The following is a 17,562-nucleotide window of genomic DNA, read 5'->3' as shown; positions in this document are numbered from 1 at the left end:
TTGTTAACTAATTTCGTAATATCCGCTATTGCTTACCCCCTGAATTAGGGGCTAACGTTTTGAGAACCTAGACAAAAGAGAGAGGCTCTGATATTTTGCAACTGAAAGTATTTTACAGACAAGCTATGATTTCTGTACTTGGACTCCTGGACACCAATCTTGCCGAACTGCAAGCAAGAGTGCTTCTTGCCCAAGCTTTTTCCCCTGAGCGCCTCATCGAAGAAATTCAACCCCCTCCCCTGCCCCCTCGTGAGCCAAAGATTACAATTCCTGAGGGTCAAGAGATCCGGCCACCGACCGATTCCGATCAAATTCGCTTCCTTCTAAAAGACATCATTATTAGTGGCTCAACTGTCTATTCCCCCGAAGCACTTAAAGCGTTATACGCAGATCAGCTCAATCGCAACGTGACTCTTGCTGACATTTATACCATTGCCCAAAAAATCAGCGAGCACTACCGCCGCTCAGGCTATCTTCTAATCCGTGTCCTTGTACCTGCCCAAGAAGTTACCGAAGGCATTGTTCGTCTCAAAGTTGTCGAAGGCTATGTCGAGGAAGTACGGTTTGAAGGTTCCGCGGGAACGATCAAGCCATTACAGCCCTATGCTGATCGTATTCAATCCTCTCGCCCTCTCAGAACTAAAGTTCTCGAGCGTAACCTACTATTGATGAGCGATTTGGCCGGCTACAAAGTGAGTGGACGCTTTGAAGCTGGTAACCAGCCCGGCGCAACTATTCTGACGATTACTGCCAAGAAGGATTCCTTTCAACCCTTCTTTACACTCAACAATTGGTATGCCGACAGTGTTGGTCCTATTCGTCTTCAGGCAGGGGCTTACTTTAATTCTCTGCTCAACAGAGGTGAGCAATTTATTCTGAGTAGTACAACCGTTCCTTTCGATTTCAACGAACTCAAAAGTGGTCGCTTCGATGTAAACATTCCCTTAGACGCCAATAGTCTCAAATTTGTAGGCAGTTTCAGTTATGCTGAAAGTGAGCCTGGAGATAACCTTGCCCCCTTCAGGATCAAAAGCAACAGTTGGCTGGGCAGCATAGGCTTTTCCTATTACCCCATTCGCTCAAGGAAACTCAACCTGCTCACAAGTGCTTCTTTTGATGCCCTCAATAGCACGGTTAGTACCACATTTTTAGGGCCACAAGTTCTCCTCAGTCAGGATCGAGTTCGTGTTTTCCGTACATCGAGTCAGGTCACTTATACAAGCCGGGTTGGGTTCACTAGTGCCTCTATACAGCTCTCTCAAGGCATTGCAGGTTTGGGGGCGCGTCTGAGCGGAACTCCCACTTTACCTCTTTCTCGCTTCAATGCTACCCCTGCAGCCTTCAAAGCAAATTTGGACTTTACACAGATTTTCTTTCTCCCTAAAAATTGGTCAGTCAGCCTAACAGGTGCAGCCCAAGCAGCAGCCGCTCCCCTTGTTGCCTCTGAGCAATTTGGAATTGGTGGCTTCAACTCTGGCTCTGCCTATGTTCAATCCGCCATTTTAGGAGATGATGGCTACGCTCTACGTCTTGAGCTACAATATACCCGTTCCTATAAATTTCGTAAAACAAGCTTCACTAGCCAGCCCTATGCCTTTGTAGACTATGGCCAGACCTTTCTTAAAAGACCGACGATTGCTGAGCCTAGCAGTCAGGAGGCCTTGTCAACGGGCTTGGGTTTGCGACAGCTCATCAACCCTAGCCTACAACTTCGCCTAGAGCTAGCCTTTCCCCTAACGAGAATTGAACCCGCCTTTGAACGGAGCCCGCGTCTATTCTTTCAAGTTCAGGGCATATTCTAGCTTTTAGGGGATACTACGGTCTTACATTGTGGGCAAGAGAACTGGGCAGCGCAGGGACTCTGAGGTAGGGAAGCAGCCATCAACTGGTGTTCTTAGGGATTCAGTTGCATGGAGCAGAAAGGAAAACCGAGTCACGAAGCCGAAACATGGTTCTGCTGCTTCCCTAGAATCAATGACTAGGTCAGCCTAAATACTTATTGAGTTTATAGTCAAGGATGTTCTAAAATCTAGAATTGAATTCTGCTACTGTACCTACCTTCTTAAACCATTCTGCAACCCTCCAAAGGCTGTTGAGGTTGAACCTATGAAAAGGATATTCAGTGTGTTCCTAAATGGTATCACCCTTACCCTGTCGAGTATTTTCCTAACAAGTCTCAATCCTCGGATAGCTGAGGCACTGCCACAAAACCCAACAGTGAGTGAGGGGCAAGTCTCTTTTCAGCAGAGTACCCCCCATCAGCTTCATATTCTGCAAAGCAGTCATAAAGCCATCATTAACTGGGAGGGCTTCAGCATTGGAGCCAATGAAGGGGTATTCTTTGTCCAGCCGGGCGCAACAGCAGCCGCACTCAACCGAGTGACAGGGCTAACCCCCTCAAGTATTGCCGGTCAACTAAACGCCAACGGTCGCATCTTTCTAATCAATCCCAACGGCATCGTCTTTTTACCCAGTGCCCAAGTTAATGTGGGCAGCCTTATTGCAAGTACCCTTGACATTAAAGATCAAGACTTTTTGCAGGACAATTTCCGCTTTTACAACCTCTCCAATAGGCCGCCGGCTGCTATTACCAACCAAGGGCGCATCACTGCCCAGGAGGGAGGTGTGGTGTCCCTAATTGCGCCAGCAGTTCAAAACACAGGGTTCATTTCAGCACGTTTGGGTCAAGTTGCCCTAGTGAGCGGCACTGGTGTTACCCTAGACTTCACAGGAGATGGGTTGCTCAGCGTCAGGGTAGATAGTGATCTATCTCAGCAAGTAACGGATATCTATGGTCGCCCACTTTCTAGTCTGATTGATCAGCAGGGGCACATTAGCGCGGGGCATGTTATCCTTTCTGCCAGTGCTGCTCAGCGCATCATGGATCGGGTGATGAACGTTGATGGCATCATCGAAGCGCGTGCAGTTGAGAATCGTCAAGGGCGGATTATCTTAGCAGGCGGCCCCACAGGCGAAGTGAATATTAGCGGACGCCTAGATGCAGATGGTATTTACGGCGGTCAAATTACCGTAACAGGTCAAGATATTCATCTTCAGAACACTGCCCATCTATCGGCCAATGGCAACCTAGGCGGCGGGCAGATTTTTATTGGCGGCAGTCCTCAAGGGCAAGGTCCTCTGCCCAATGCCAGAAACACCTTCATTGACGCAGGGGCACGCCTAGAAGCTAATGCGCTAACCCAAGGGAATGGGGGTACTGTCATTGCTTGGGCAGATGAAGCCACCCACTTTCACGGCCACATTAGTGCCCGCGGGGGCAGCCTTAGTGGTAATGGCGGCTTTGCCGAAGTTTCAGCACGCAATAACCTATACGTCACAGGCTTTGCCGATCTCAGGGCGCCCAACGGTTCCTTTGGTACCCTTCTCCTTGATCCCGGCTCGATTACCATTCAAAATGGCCCCGGCTCTAACACTGGCCCTAACACCTTTGATGATGCACATATCGTTGGTCAACTTGGGTCGGCTAACTTGACCATCAGCACGGCAGCTGCAACTAGTGGTGGCCCGGAGACAATTACTGTTCAAAGCGGTACAAACATTACATGGGGTCAGAATACTACTCTAACGCTACAGGCAGGCCGTAACATTGTCATTCAGCCCGGTGTAATAATCCAAAATACGAGCGGGGGTGGCATCACACTAGAAGCCGATGGTAATACTACTGCTCCAGCTAATTTTAGCGGTATCTCCATTCAGGGAACGGCGGCTCAACCCACGCGACTAGAAACAAACTTAGGTAACATTACCCTCACGGGTAAGGGAGGTACCTCAGGTAATAACTACGGTATTCAACTAACAGGTCGTGCCACGCTGCAAAGTAACAGTGGCCAAATTACCCTCGACGGTACTGGCGGTACGGGAGGTGTAGGTAAGGGTATCCTCATTGAAGGAACGGCGACTCAACCCACGCTACTAAAAACAGACTCAGGTAACATTAGCCTCACGGGTAAGGGAGGTACCTCAGGTAGTAATAACTACGGTATTCAACTAACAGGTCATGCCACGCTGCAAAGTAACAGTGGCCAAATTACCCTCAACGGTACTGGCGGTACGGGAGGTAGTAATAACTATGGTGTTTATCTCAGCCGGGGTGCTCGCATTGAAAATAGCACAGGAAATATCACAATTACCGGTACTGCTCCTGGGGGTAGCGGCCAAAACAACGATGGTGTTTTCATTACAACAACTCCACGCAGCGGTAGCAGCGGTGACAATCCCAATACTCTGCCTCCACCTCCTCAGAGGCGCCAAACAAAAATCACTAACCACGATGGAAACATAACCATTACAGGCTATGCCAACGGCAGCAGTGCAACGGATGACGGAATTGCTCACTGGAATGCTTTAGTTCAAACCACAGGAATCGGCAACATCACTTACACGGGTTATTCAGGTACAGGGTCAAATAACGGAAGCAAAGACGGTCTTGAGTTACAGCGTCATTTAACCGACAACTTCTCTGCTGAAATCTCGGCAGCGGGTTCAGGCCATATTACCCTAAAGGGCGTTTTGCGGGGTGGTAACTCAACCGATAATGCAATTAAGTTTGGTGAGACTTCGTCTTCGAGTAACCCTAATAATGCCTTTATAGTGACCAGCAATACGGGCAACATCTGCCTAATCGGTGAACATACTGCTACTGTCAGCACCACCCTAGATTGGATGAGTATTCCTACAGCAGGTGTTACTCCAACGATTCAAAGTACGAATGGTGGCAACATTATTCTTGTGGGTGACAGGCTTAATCTAAGCAATTCCACTACATTAAGTAGCAATGGGGGTATCTTGGTCGTCCAGCCCTTTACACCGGGTCGTGATATTGATATTGCTGGGACAGCGCCCGATACGACTCATCTTGCCCTAAGCAACGCCGAATTTGGTCTAACGACTGGTTTTAGTCATGTCATCTTTGGCCATGAAAATGGCACAGGAACAGTTACCATCAACTCTCCCACTCCCATTACTCGAAATCAACACCTTACCCTTCGAGGGGGCAGCATTCAACTGAATTCACCAATTAACTTATTAGGAGGAAACACGCTAGCACTTTTCAGTAATGGGGGCTCTGTCACTCAAACATCTCCCTTCACAGCAAGTGGCTTAATTTTGGGTGGCAGCGGCAGTTTTATCCTGAATCAACCTTCAAACGACGTCAATACAATCGCAACCGCGAGTTCAACTGGCGCCATCACATACCGAGATCAGAATGATCTGACGGTTGGGAATCTGAGCATTCCTTTTGTTACAACATATCCTAACTGCTGCACTGCCAGCACAACATTCTTAACTGCTAATGGTATTACCACCAACAACGCTGATGTCATCCTCCGTACCGTCGGTCCCCTCACCCTAGGCGCCAGCAGCAACCTTGGCAGCGGCAACCTAACCCTGATCAGTAATGGTGGGGTCACTCAGACGGCAACAGGCAGCATCACCGCCGCCGGACTGGGTCTGCAGGGCAGTGGCACCTTTGACCTGAACAATGCCAACAATGATGTGGACATCTTGGCGGCCAACGTCAATGGTGGCGTCAGCTTCAAAGACAGTGATGACCTGACCATTGGCGGGCCTGTCACCAGCACGGTGGGCAGCGATACAGCAACAACCGCAGCTGGCCTTACCACCACCAACAACGATGCCATCATCGAGAGCGGGAACACCCTCACCCTAGGCGCCAGCAGCAACCTTGGCAGCGGCAACCTAACCCTGATCAGCGGTGGGGGGGTCAGTCAAACGCCAGCGGGCAGCATCACCGCCGCCGGACTGGGTCTGCAGGGCAGTGGCACCTTTGACCTGAACAATGCCAGCAATGATGTGAACACCTTGGCGGCCAACGTCAATGGTGGCGTCAGCTTCAAAGACAGTGATGACCTGACCATTGGCGGGCCTGTCACCAGCACGGTGGGCAGCGATACAGCAACAACCGCAGCTGGCCTTACCACCACCAACAACGATGCCATCATCGAGAGCGGGAACACCCTCACCCTAGCCGCCAGCAGCAACCTTGGCAGCGGCAACCTAACCCTGATCAGTAATGGTGGGGTCACTCAGACAGCAACAGGCAGCATCACCGCCGCCGGACTGGGTCTGCAGGGCAGTGGCACCTTTGACCTGAACAATGCCCCTGTTGCCGTAACGTTGTTTGCTGCACAGGTAAATGGTAGCCTGCTTTACAATGGTCTAAACTCGGTTAATATTGGTACAGTAACTAGCACTGTTGGTAGTGATATTGTAACAACTACCGGCCTTAGTGCCCCCAATCTACCCGGTGGCGGCAATCAGCCTCCTAGTGGTGGGAATCAGCCTCCCAGTGCCCCCAATCTACCCGGTGGCGGCAATCAGCCTCCTAGTGGTGGGAATCAGCCTCCTAGTGGTGGGAATCAGCCTCCTAGTGCCCCCAATCTACCCGGTGACGGCAATCAGCCTCCTAGTGGTGGGAATCAGCCTCTTAATGGTGACCAAGGTGCTTCTAAAGCAACCTTAGGGGGGCAACGTGGTGGTGTGACCATAGCAGGAACAACCAGTGCAAGCTGTTCTTCTAATAGGGAGGGATTTACAGAAGAGGATCAAAAAGGTAAATCGAAGTCTCGTCTTGTACTCATCAATAGCCAACAAACAGCTGTTGATCCGCTAACGCAGCTGACAGTATATGAAAATGAGGAGTGGACAGACGAGGGTCAATGCGTAAACCTTGAGCTAAAGACTGATTCTTTGCAGTAACTATTACCCTTAGTGCTGTAAGTCCCCCCTCCTTTAGGGGGGATATCTTTTGCAAATACACGGGACATTGGTATGGTATCAACATGGCAACGCTCACTAAGACCCTCAAGCTTCTGTTCCTTGGGCTCAACCGGTCAAAGGCGGAGCTGTTTACACGTCTTGAGCGGCTCAACACCCACGTTGCCAATTCGATGTTTCTACCGACGACGATCGCCCCCGCCGCAATAGGGCGTCCCGGATCCGCTGCGCCTCGATCCATTGAGCGGGAGGCAAGGAGTGCGTTTCGAGATATTGCCAAAGCCCAATCCGCTGAGTCGTGAGTTGACCCGCACCGAAGCAGAAATGGCCTACTTTCGTGGGGGCAATTCCACCGTGCGCGATCTGTTTAGCCGTGCTCAGCAGTTAGCTCAACCTGCCAGCTTGACAGCAGCTGCACCCACCACCGCCAATGTTGCCAGCTTAGCCACCCATCGAGCCGCAGTACAACTCTTGAAGGCCAGTCGCCACCTGATGCGAGCGGAACGCGGTTTCTAAAAGCCCATGACCTTGGCTACGGTTTGCTCAGTGGGTTCAATGTGGCGGTGGAAGCGATCGCTCTGTTGCTTGAGCGCTGTTTCTGGATCCTTGAGACCATTGCCCGTCAGTACACAAACCACCGTGGCACCACTGGGCACCTGATCGGCCAATTTCAAGAGACCCGCCACAGAAGCCGCACTAGCAGGTTCACAGAAGATACCTTCCTCAGAAGCCAGCAGGCAATAGGCATTGAGGATTTCCTCATCGGTGACGGCATTAAAGGCACCTTGACTGGCTTCTTTGACAGCGATCGCCCGTTGCCAGTTGGCAGGATTACCAATACGAATGGCCGTCGCAATCGTTTCCGGATGGGTGACAATCTCACCCTTGACAAGGGGGGCAGATCCCGCTGCTTGAAAGCCCATCATGCGCGGCAGGCGATCGCAACGATTTTGCTCACGATACTGGCAAAAGCCCATCCAATAGGCGGTAATGTTTCCTGCATTACCCATAGGGATACACAGCCAATCGGGGGCATTGCCCAAGCTATCCACCACCTCAAAGGCAGCGGTTTTCTGTCCTTCTAGCCGATAGGGATTGACGGAATTGACCAGCGTCACGGGGTAAGTTTCCGCCATTAGGCGCACAATCTCTAGGGCTTTATCAAAGTTGCCCTCAATGGCAATGACTTCGGCACCATACAGGAGGGCTTGGGCGAGTTTCCCTTGGGCAACATAGCCTTCGGGCACCAAGACATAGGCGCGCAGTCCCGCTCGGCGGGCATAGGCGGCAGCAGCGGCTGAGGTATTGCCTGTGCTGGCACAGATCACGGCTTCGGCTCCCGCTTCCTTGGCCTTGGAAATGGCCATCGTCATGCCGCGATCTTTGAAGCTCCCCGTCGGGTTGAGGCCATCGTACTTGACATAAACCGAGACGTTGCGGCCAATCCGTGCAGCAATTTGAGGCACGGGAATCAGTGGTGTATTGCCTTCATAGAGCGTAACTACTGGAGTGCGATCGCTCACGGGCAAAAAGTCACGGTAGGCGTGAATCAGGCCATGCCAAGCAGGACGGATGGGGGGAGCAGAGAGTGTTACAGGCACAGGTACGCAGTCAAGAAATATGAATAAATTTGAGGCTGAGGATAGAGCGCAGCCACACAGTACGATAATTTTAGCGATCAGGGGTTGCACTTGCCAATTGCCGCCCTAGGGGAGAGCTACACAATGCGCTTAATTTTGATCCGCCATGGTGAGGCTGTGGGTAATGCCTCAGGTGTCATGTTAGGACGGCAAGATGTGCCCCTCACAGAACGGGGACGGCAGCAAGCCCTTGCCCTGCGGGAAAAACTCCCACCGCCGAATGCCATTTACACGAGTCCGCTGCAACGCTGCCACGATACGGCGATGCTCATGAATCCTCGTCCTGACCTAAAGGTTCAAGAGTTGGCGGAGTTAATTGAAATTGATCAGGGCATTTTCACAGGACTCACGTGGGCGCAGGCGCAGGCGCAGCATCCCGATCTCTGTGAAAAACTTGAAGAGAGTGACTACCTGATTCCCGTACCAGAGGCAGAGTCAATGGCCATGGCCTGGCAGCGGGCAAAACAGGCTTGGAAACAACTCCGACGCCACAGGGATGAGCAGTGTGTTTGGTGTATTAGTCATGGCGGCTTTTTGCAGTGCCTGATTAGTGTTGTGTTGGGGAGCGATCGCCTGTGGGGGATGGAAATTCCCCCCGCTGCTTGGTTTGACTTTTCAGTACGAGTGGATTTAGATGGCCGCTTTGAGGCAGAAAATATCCGCTGGTGGCGCATCAATGCCTTTAATCAGTGCTCCTAGACGGCCAGCTCAGGCTAAGGTTGTTAACAAACCGCAATTTGCTCGATTGGCATCAAGATCTGCGAGCGGCGGAGGGTCGCGATCTTGGGGTTGGCACAGTTAGCTGCGGAATCCTGACCCAGCAATGGTCTTCAAATTCGTTGCCTAAGCGAAAGCGTTGAAAGGTTCCTTGGCTGCTCTGACGATCAATCCAGATGGGCAGGCTAATGAGACCTCGATTGTCTTTAATGAGCCAGCGGATCGAGCCATCGTTGTCCCGATAGGGGCGTACACCATTGACCAGTGCCCACGACTCCCCCAAACTCAGGCCACCAAAGCGGGAAATTTGCTGGGGTGTGGTGAGGGCGATCGCCAGCCGATCAACCAGCTTCAGTGGTGCATTTTCCTCACTCGAATCAACTTTGACAACCACTTGCACATCTGTGAGCAGTTCATGGTGATTCGGCTTGGAGAATTTACTCGTGGAATAGGTGCCGAGGCGATTCTTACTGAACTTGTGATGCCGCTGTTTGCGTAAAATTCGCGAAATGGGCGGGTCAGCACCAACGATACCAATGGCCAGTTTGACACCCCAATGTTGATCCAAATTCTCTTCACCGATCAGGGAAAGGAGCATGCCATAGATCGTGGAGGGGGGTGGATAGCGGTAGGTCTCCTTAAAGTCACGGGCAAAGCTGCGGGGAAAACTGGTACAGGGACAATCAATGTAAAGTTGCATTAGACAGGTACCTCAAGCTTGAGTTGTTGCTTTAATTGTTCTTTGGCGTGAGCGATCGCTTCTTTGACCCCGCGATAGACCTGAACCCCTAACGCCTTTAACTGCTGACCATAGGGGGTATCGGCAATCTCACCGCCAACGATTAGCTCATCAGCCTTCACATCCCCCACTTCCACTAGTCGCACTAGCCGCGGGCAGCCCACCGATTCGCCAATGCGCTTAAACACGTCCATAATCCAAGGACTCGGATCATCGGTTATCCGAAGCACAATGGACTCTGGACGAAAGTCGTACAAAAAGCGGGCATGGTTACCGCCCACATGACGGACAGCGCCAATAGCATCCAAGGCGAGTAGTGCCCGTTCCGGTTTCTTAAGACTTTCTGGCGTGAGGGCGATCGTGTACTGATAGGCAGTGCAGTGCACCTCTGTACTGTGAATCGAGGTTTTGCCCTTTTCCCCCCCTTTCGAGCCAAAGGCAATATCCCCCCAATAGGGATCCAGACTCATAGCGCGACTAATTTCTAGGGCACCACGCCGTTTGGTCGTGGCATCTTCATTATCCTTCCCCTTTTTGGCGTCCATGTAGCCAAACAAGTCATCATCAATATATTTCTCAGCACTGAACTTTTCATCTTTGAAGCTATATCGATCGGTTTCAGGGTTAAATGTACGGTTGGTCTCTTTTTCGTAATGGTTTTGAAAATACTCCCGCAATCCCCAACGGATCGCTTCTGCACTCACAGTAGTGTATTGATCATTGCCACGGGTGATTTTTTGCAAAGTTGAGAGGGTGCTGCCATCCCCTTCCCCGCGGTTGTTGGCTGCGACAGCAGTGGTCGTTACAATTGTTGCAAAAAGATGTTTCGTCATTGTTATTTCTCCTGAATTAGAGACAGAAACTATTCATCGGCGAAGGAAAACATTTCATCTTCTGTGACATCCCCTTCAGCCATTGATTCCAAGGGGATATCGACACCGTTGAGAGAGTCTCCTCTCTTACTGCGGTAGGTAGCGATCGCCAGCAGTACCAGATCTCTTGCTCGCCGCCAGTTTTCCTCACGGTGAATCCAGTGAACAATTTGCGGGCCCTTATCGCGAGCGGCCTTGCTGCGAAACTGGCTTAGGAAATCCACCAATGCAGTAGCAAATTCCTGTTGCGTACTCGGACGTTGGAATCGGTAGATAACCTTATCGGTCACTTGCCCATAGTCTAATTGGCGACCTTGCTTTTGAGCCTGTTTGAATTGCCCAGACAGGTATACGCTAAAGGCACCTTGGACCACCTCAAACAGCACTCGCTCATCAGGATTCAAGTATTCAGTCATTTTTACCAACCCTTCACGTTCATAGGCCTTATTACGTTTGTAAAACTCAAAGAAACCTGCATACCAAGGCTGACCTCCAATTAAATTGTCACAAATCCAAGGCAGTGCTTTAGAAAGAGCTAACCAAGTTTCACCATTCTCCTTTTGTCGCACGTGCGCAGGAAAAACTTGGCGAGCGACTTCATACAATTCGAGGACTTCATCCGTAACCTCTACGCGATACACCGCCTGTTTCAGGTAAGCTTGCTGGGCATCCCAGACTTGCTTCCCCAACTGGTAAACCTCGCAGTAGTGCCCGCCAAACTGCTGACTCTCTTCTATTGCCTTCTCTTGCAGTAGAAAGTGCAAAGCAGATTCACCAGCGCCACTGCTACGAAAGTCTCGATAGGTGCACCCCGACATCGCCCGACGGCGCTTAACCCAGTGCTTTAGATTTTGAACTTCAGGAATCACCAGTGCTGAGCGGGCAGAGAGCTTGCCACCAACAGTTTGGGGAGGAAGTTGGTAGTAGCCACAGGCAAGGGGCAAAAAAAGCAACGCCAGAAAGCCCTGCGGCGATTCTTGATAGGGACCATTGACAAAACATTCCACCAGTCCGGGCAGATGATTTCCCTTCAGGGGAATTTCTTTTTTGAAGGCTCCCTTATTGTTAAAGGCCTCCTTGATGTCGCTGGTGTAATAACAGCTCTCTAGGGGCTTCACCTCAATCGAGATCTCTGGTTGATCCGGCTCAATTAAGAACGTGCAAGTGACAGAAGTGTTGCTGAGTTTGCGCTGCGTATTGTGCTGGAGGAATGTGGTGAGTACCCCTTGGGTAAACGTGTATTGCCCCTGTGCATCAAGCTTGAGGGCAGGAACCTCTAGATAGCCTTGGTGATTAATCTGATAGGTTTGCTTTAGCAGCCATGTCACAACCTTTTGATCACTGTCTTTCCATGTCAACTCAACTGCTTCATCAGTAATGTTCCACGCCAATGGAGCATCATTGCGTTGGTTCTCCAGTTCAGATAAGGCTAGAGCCAATCCTGCAACCCCTGCGCGATGGGGGAGGAGGAAATTAGGGTCAAAAAGGGACAGGGTAAACTGACTCAAAGCTCACTCACCTCCTACTTAGGTTCAACAGCACCCAGTTCTGGGCAATAGCGCCACTGCTCTCTAGGGGCAATGAGATAACCGCTCTTATGGCGCTGCCAACCTTTGATGTTCTTAGTAGGGAGGGGAAGGGTGTAGCGCGGCAATTCACTCGACTTCAGTGGGGCAATTTTTTCCAGCTCTTGTTCGAGGAGTGCAGTAATGGTATAGCCTGCTTCACGCAAGGGAGCAGAGTAGGTTTGCCAGCGACCGTCTAGCCAGATGCAGTGCTCCTTTGGCTTGGTGTTAATATTCACTTGCTTGAGCCAGTCTGACAGTTGCCTTTGACTCACATCTTGTTTTTTGAAGGCGCGTGCCAGTGCCCAGCCTGCCTCTAAGTCCCCTTGCTTATAGGGAAAACCAACGTTTTCGTCAGGGTAAAAGAGAGCATCACAGGAATGACCACAGTATTGGCGATTTAGTCGCCCCAATCGCTGAATTAGCCCTGCGGGATCCGCCACTTGAGTCACAAGGAGGGTTGCAGATAGATCCAAAGACATTTCTGCCACTTGGGTCGTAATTGCTAGAACAGCTTGATCTTGCTGGAAAGCCTCCACCACGGCACGATGGTGTTTCACCCGATCTTCATAGCGAAAGCGACTGTGATAAAGGAGAGGCGTCAAGCCCCTCTTTTTTGCCTCTTGGTAGATGGCGATCGCTGTATCGACCTGATTGCAAACCCACAGAACTCTACCGCCCTGGTCAAGTTCTTGCTGAACCCGCTCCCAATCTGGCTGTGCTAGCTCATGGAAACGATAGCGGGGCAGGTCTTCTAGCGTTTGAGGGCCTTGAATTATTGCAATTTCCTCTGCCACTGCCTGCTGAATCGCCGCCACCTGCGCCGGTAGAAATGAGGCAGACATCAGCAAAATCGGCGCTTTAACAACCTTGAGAAATCGCAGTAAGGCACCAAAGAGAGCATCGTCATAGCAATGAACTTCATCAAAGACGAAAGCAGCCTTGGCAAGAGCTGGAAAGCAGTACAGGGGACGGCGATGACATTGCAGGAGTCCCAAAACGGTATCCACAGTGCAAACATTGACCTTTGCCCCCCAAGCCTTGAAGGCTTCTAATTTCTGAGCGGCCTCATTAACCGCTCCATCACCATTGTCTTCTTCTTCTCCTGTGCAAGCCAACTCCAAATCAACAGCCGACCGAGAGTGCAACAGCTCTGACTCTACTTGGTTATGAACATAGCCCAGAAAGCCCTCAGTGCTGGTGCCGGTTGTTGGATAGCAGAAAAATAACTTGCGTCCAATGCCGTGGCGGAGCGCCCAATTATAAGCCCCCAAGGTTTTGCCGGTACCGCAACCTGCCCGTGCCAATGTTACCCGTTTCGACTTGTCTTTAAGATCAATCTGAAATGGGCGTAGTGGATATTCCCCCCGACGCGCATCAATGACCTTTTGTAAATCAGCTTCCGTGAGGGTATTCTCTAGCTCTGATCGAATCCACTCCTGAATATTCGTTGAAACCTGCGCCGAGGCAGAACCAATGGCATCTGCTGCAATCAGTAGCGCTTTAACAACGGCAAGAAACGCTAGATCTGGTTCCCATTCGATGAAAGCATTCAAGACTTCGTCACGCTTATCTTTGATTGTTTTAATATCCCATCGCGATGAGAACGCAAAAGGAGGAATGATTTTGATTTGAGGCAGCCCTAGGGTTCTCACCCCATAGCGAAGCAGCTTGTGGAAGGAAGGATGATGGACATACCAGTACAGGTAAGGGTCGCCACTGCCCTCGCGGATCTCCCCCAGTGCACCGGTGTTTCGCCCCTGCTGACCGCCTAATTTGAGGTGATGTCCTCCTGCTGCGGCGATCGCTGTCATCAAGTCAGCGTTGGGGCATTGGCCAAGCCAGTTTTGGAACTCCCACGCCAGCAAGACAGACCCCACTTCATGACGGATTAGTTGTGGGTATTGCAAGGGGTTCTGTTGAGGCTGCACGGATGGATTTGAAGCCCTGAGCGGGTACCTTACCACCCCTTGAAATTGGTGATTGGCCTTGCCCCAGTCGTGTAAATAGGCTGCCAGCCGTGCCGTTGCCCTCAGGGTGTTAAATTCACAGGTTAGCCCAAATTGCTCGATCAGGCGATCGCCCAAGCAATCCACGAGGCTGGTGACTGATTTCACAACAGCGGCAGTATGACCCACAAGATGGTAAGCTCCTTGCCAATCTGCTGCTCCCGGAACCGAAGATTTGGCTAATAAGATATCAGGTTCCAGTTTTGGTGGTGTAGAACTAGGCGGCATCCGGTTCCTCCTTGACCGGGTAAAACCAGCCGCAGCCAAAATGTCTTCGTCCTCCTAATCCATGCCACTGCAACCTTAGAGAATCTTCAGGAGTTAAATCTTCAACAATCACACGGTAGCCTACGACTTTTTTGCCTTTCACTTGAATCGTGCGCCGTGCTAAATCACCATTCGGATCAGAAGGAATAAATACCTTTCCCTGAATGCCTAAATGAGTTAGGCCTTTTTGACAAGATTCCAAAAAATAGCGGGGCACTTCTAGGTGATCAATTGCTTCTAATTTGAAAGTGACTAGGCGAGCTGCGAGGGTTCCTGAAGGCTCTGGCAATGTAATTCGAGGTTGCACAAGGCGAATCAGATGCCCCTGAATATCCAACACTTGGTTCTGGAAAAAGCGATACCACGTCTGCACTTGATCTGTAGGACAGCGAAGGCAAAAGCGTGAAGCACGATTTAGATAAATCATTCCCTCACCGTTAGGAATTCCAGCAATACTACTAAGGCGAAGATCACTTGGTATATCTGAAGGTAGATCTGGCCGCCCCAATTGTTGCAACTGTTTTTTAATAGCAGAGTACAATGCATAGCCATGATCTGCTGGCAGTGTTCTTCCACGCAAGCTGTAATGGATTTCAAGAAAGTGATTGTGGCTAGTCATAACGCTATCTTATTATCCCCGCCTAATCTGAATGCTTTCCCTCAACTATGGGTCTCTGGAGCACTGCCAAGGGTAGCCACTGTCTAGTTTCAAGAATCATGCTAATGGATGGCTTATAGTTGTCAACTTACAAAAATTTTAACTTCTACTGTAGGTAACCACAAGGAGCAAAAAAGCTTTTGGATACAAATTTTTATTTTTATTCAAGAAAGTTAACCAACCACTGGGCTAGCCCACAGCGCTAGGAGTAGAGGCAGTATTAATCACTATTAATCTTGTCCACAACGTCCTCTGGCAAAAGTGCTCAACGCCTTACGGCATCAAAGGTAGAGGCACGCGCGCCAAATTGAGAAAAGCTTACAACCCAAAAGTGCTCAACGCCTTACGGCATCAAAGGTAGAGGCACGAATAAGAATGCTCATAAGTAAAAAACTTAGGTTGTGCTCAACGCCTTACGGCATCAAAGGTAGAGGCACGCGCGCCAAATTGAGAAAAGCTTACAACCCAAAAGTGCTCAACGCCTTACGGCATCAAAGGTAGAGGCACAGTAGGAGGTTAATCATGAGTATCCAAACTTTAGAGTGCTCAACGCCTTACGGCATCAAAGGTAGAGGCACCAGCTGGTTATTTTGAGGAAACTTATTTACTACCAGTGCTCAACGCCTTACGGCATCAAAGGTAGAGGCACCTTAAAAGCAACCTTAATGGTCGGCTGCCAAGCTTGCGGGTGCTCAACGCCTTACGGCATCAAAGGTAGAGGCACCTGATTATAGAGGTGTTGTTGAATTATACGCTAGTGCTCAACGCCTTACGGCATCAAAGGTAGAGGCACAAGCCAACTGCGGCAAAGCCAACTGCGGCAAAGCGTGCTCAACGCCTTACGGCATCAAAGGTAGAGGCACATAGTAATTTACAGGGAAGCAAAAGTTATTGATGTTGTGCTCAACGCCTTACGGCATCAAAGGTAGAGGCACTTATTGATGGGTCTAAGTATGTACATAATTGGGTGCTCAACGCCTTACGGCATCAAAGGTAGAGGCACTTTGCCAATTTCAGCGCTCTTTTGTCCTCTGGGAAGTGCTCAACGCCTTACGGCATCAAAGGTAGAGGCACCAGGGTATTGACTTAGAAGAGGCTTGGCGCCTTGACGTGCTCAACGCCTTACGGCATCAAAGGTAGAGGCACCTTGCTTGGGTATTATCTGCTTTAGCGTCGTTTATTGTGCTCAACGCCTTACGGCATCAAAGGTAGAGGCACAGGAGCCTCTCCTGTTCCCCCTTACTTAAAAGAGCCTGTGCTCAACGCCTTACGGCATCAAAGGTAGAGGCACAAGTCGAGATAAGCCCGAGAGGGGTGTACATCCGTTTGTGCTCAACGCCTTACGGCATCAAAGGTAGAGGCACTGCCCTTAAAAATCGTATCTCGCATTGTTAGATTGTGCTCAACGCCTTACGGCATCAAAGGTAGAGGCACGAGGTTTCCCGGGGTGTGTATCTCGGTGAAACTGTGTGCTCAACGCCTTACGGCATCAAAGGTAGAGGCACATAGACCTAGTGCGTTCAAAAGCCTCCGCCAACTGTGCTCAACGCCTTACGGCATCAAAGGTAGAGGCACGCCTCAGCCCTTGCCCCTCAGCCCCTCAGCCCTCATGTGCTCAACGCCTTACGGCATCAAAGGTAGAGGCACGTATAGACATAAAAGGTCTATCTGGCTGTTTCCGTCAGTGCTCAACGCCTTACGGCATCAAAGGTAGAGGCACCCGAAGCGCCCACCGAAGCGCCCACCGAAGCGCCGTGCTCAACGCCTTACGGCATCAAAGGTAGAGGCACAGCGGCGCCCTAGAAATGCCTCTATGACTAGCTTAGCACAGTCACTTTTCAAGCACCTCAGGCACTTCGTTTTTTTGTGACTGTAAAATTTTTAGCCTCGGTCAGTATTCAGTTGTCGATCCCGCTCTGGGGAATAGGTTCAGAGATTTTCAAGCACCTCTAAATCTAACAAAAACTCTCAAACCTAGTCAAGGGGCTGTATTTGAATATCAGTGCGTTCGGAGAATATTTGAGTCCAGAGGTGCTTGCATGCTAAAAGATTTTGAAGTTCTGCTCCGACATTGGCCATGTCCCCGCTCGGTTGCAAGCGCATACCCGCTCAACGCATTGGCTGCACAACCCTACGATTAGGAGACTGTCTTCCTTGGTGAGGATTTTTTCCAGTTGCCAGCGCAGCTTTTCCCGCTCCCGTGGCGTGAGACGACAGCGAAAAATCGAGAACTGTAATCGTTCACCATAGCCCTCTAACTGCTTATAAGCCTGTCGCCAGCGCTTGGGGTCGCGGATGTCGTAGCAGATGAGGTACCAATTTTTGGATTCACCCAT

12 protein-coding genes and 1 CRISPR repeat array are annotated in these 17,562 nt (G+C 50.5%); of the genes, 5 read left to right on the top strand and 7 right to left on the bottom strand.

Going from position 1 to position 17,562, the window contains the following annotated elements:
• Positions 1–125 precede the first annotated feature (125 nt).
• The 4 genes from RHH53_RS05080 (at position 126) to RHH53_RS05065 (ending at position 7,275) form a co-directional block, all read left to right on the top strand.
• Complete coding sequence (locus RHH53_RS05080) at positions 126–1,802, top strand: ShlB/FhaC/HecB family hemolysin secretion/activation protein (RefSeq protein ID WP_310744182.1); 1,677 nt, start codon at positions 126–128, stop codon at positions 1,800–1,802.
• A gap of 322 nt (positions 1,803–2,124) precedes the next feature.
• The gene (locus RHH53_RS05075) at positions 2,125–6,741 is read left to right on the top strand and encodes a filamentous hemagglutinin N-terminal domain-containing protein (RefSeq protein WP_310744181.1); all 4,617 of its coding nucleotides are present in this window, start codon (positions 2,125–2,127) and stop codon (positions 6,739–6,741) included.
• Between the two features lie 83 nt (positions 6,742–6,824).
• On the top strand, positions 6,825–7,061 hold the full coding sequence (locus tag RHH53_RS05070) for a hypothetical protein (protein WP_310744180.1): 237 nt from the start codon (positions 6,825–6,827) through the stop codon (positions 7,059–7,061).
• A complete protein-coding gene (locus tag RHH53_RS05065; protein WP_310744179.1) occupies positions 7,033–7,275 on the top strand; it encodes a hypothetical protein in 243 nt (80 codons plus the stop codon). Before RHH53_RS05070 ends, RHH53_RS05065 begins: the two co-directional genes overlap by 29 nt.
• Here RHH53_RS05065 and thrC read toward each other — a convergent pair.
• Entirely contained in the window at positions 7,272–8,360 is a 1,089-nt protein-coding gene (gene thrC / locus RHH53_RS05060; protein ID WP_302679010.1) for a threonine synthase, read from the bottom strand. The genes RHH53_RS05065 and thrC overlap by 4 nt on opposite strands.
• A gap of 123 nt (positions 8,361–8,483) precedes the next feature.
• On the opposite strand from thrC, the gene RHH53_RS05055 reads away from it, so the two are divergent.
• A complete protein-coding gene (locus RHH53_RS05055; RefSeq protein ID WP_206201333.1) occupies positions 8,484–9,098 on the top strand; it encodes a histidine phosphatase family protein in 615 nt (204 codons plus the stop codon).
• A 52-nt stretch (positions 9,099–9,150) separates the two neighbouring features.
• Here RHH53_RS05055 and cas5 read toward each other — a convergent pair whose 3' ends face one another.
• The 6 genes from cas5 to cas2 all read right to left on the bottom strand — a co-directional run bounded on the left by cas5 (position 9,151) and on the right by cas2 (position 17,562).
• Positions 9,151–9,816, bottom strand: a complete 666-nt coding sequence (cas5, locus tag RHH53_RS05050; protein WP_302676603.1) for a CRISPR-associated protein Cas5 — start codon at positions 9,814–9,816, stop codon at positions 9,151–9,153.
• Positions 9,816–10,688 carry a type I-B CRISPR-associated protein Cas7/Cst2/DevR gene (gene cas7i / locus RHH53_RS05045; protein WP_206201331.1) on the bottom strand — a complete coding sequence of 291 codons (873 nt, stop codon included), beginning with the start codon at positions 10,686–10,688 and terminating at the stop codon, positions 9,816–9,818. Before cas7i ends, cas5 begins: the two co-directional genes overlap by 1 nt.
• 29 nt (positions 10,689–10,717) lie before the next feature.
• Positions 10,718–12,235 (bottom strand): type I-MYXAN CRISPR-associated Cas8a1/Cmx1, encoded by a 1,518-nt coding sequence (gene cas8a1, locus RHH53_RS05040; RefSeq protein ID WP_310744178.1) that lies wholly within the window; start codon positions 12,233–12,235, stop codon positions 10,718–10,720.
• Positions 12,236–12,249: 14 nt separating this feature from the next.
• Positions 12,250–14,529, bottom strand: coding sequence for a CRISPR-associated helicase Cas3' (gene cas3, locus RHH53_RS05035; RefSeq protein WP_310744177.1), 2,280 nt, complete (start codon positions 14,527–14,529; stop codon positions 12,250–12,252).
• Entirely contained in the window at positions 14,519–15,187 is a 669-nt protein-coding gene (gene cas6 / locus RHH53_RS05030) for a type I-MYXAN CRISPR-associated protein Cas6/Cmx6 (RefSeq protein WP_310744176.1), read from the bottom strand. Before cas6 ends, cas3 begins: the two co-directional genes overlap by 11 nt.
• 221 nt (positions 15,188–15,408) lie before the next feature.
• Positions 15,409–17,016: a CRISPR direct-repeat array (repeat unit 36 nt; unit sequence GTGCTCAACGCCTTACGGCATCAAAGGTAGAGGCAC).
• A gap of 252 nt (positions 17,017–17,268) precedes the next feature.
• Positions 17,269–17,562, bottom strand: coding sequence for a CRISPR-associated endonuclease Cas2 (gene cas2 / locus RHH53_RS05025; protein WP_149817829.1), 294 nt, complete (start codon positions 17,560–17,562; stop codon positions 17,269–17,271).

Source organism: Thermosynechococcus sp. PKX82 (genome assembly GCF_031583255.1).
Lineage (GTDB): Bacteria > Cyanobacteriota > Cyanobacteriia > Thermosynechococcales > Thermosynechococcaceae > Thermosynechococcus.
The sequence above is the reverse complement of the archived record's forward strand: the minus strand, read 5'-3'. Positions and strand labels throughout refer to the sequence as shown.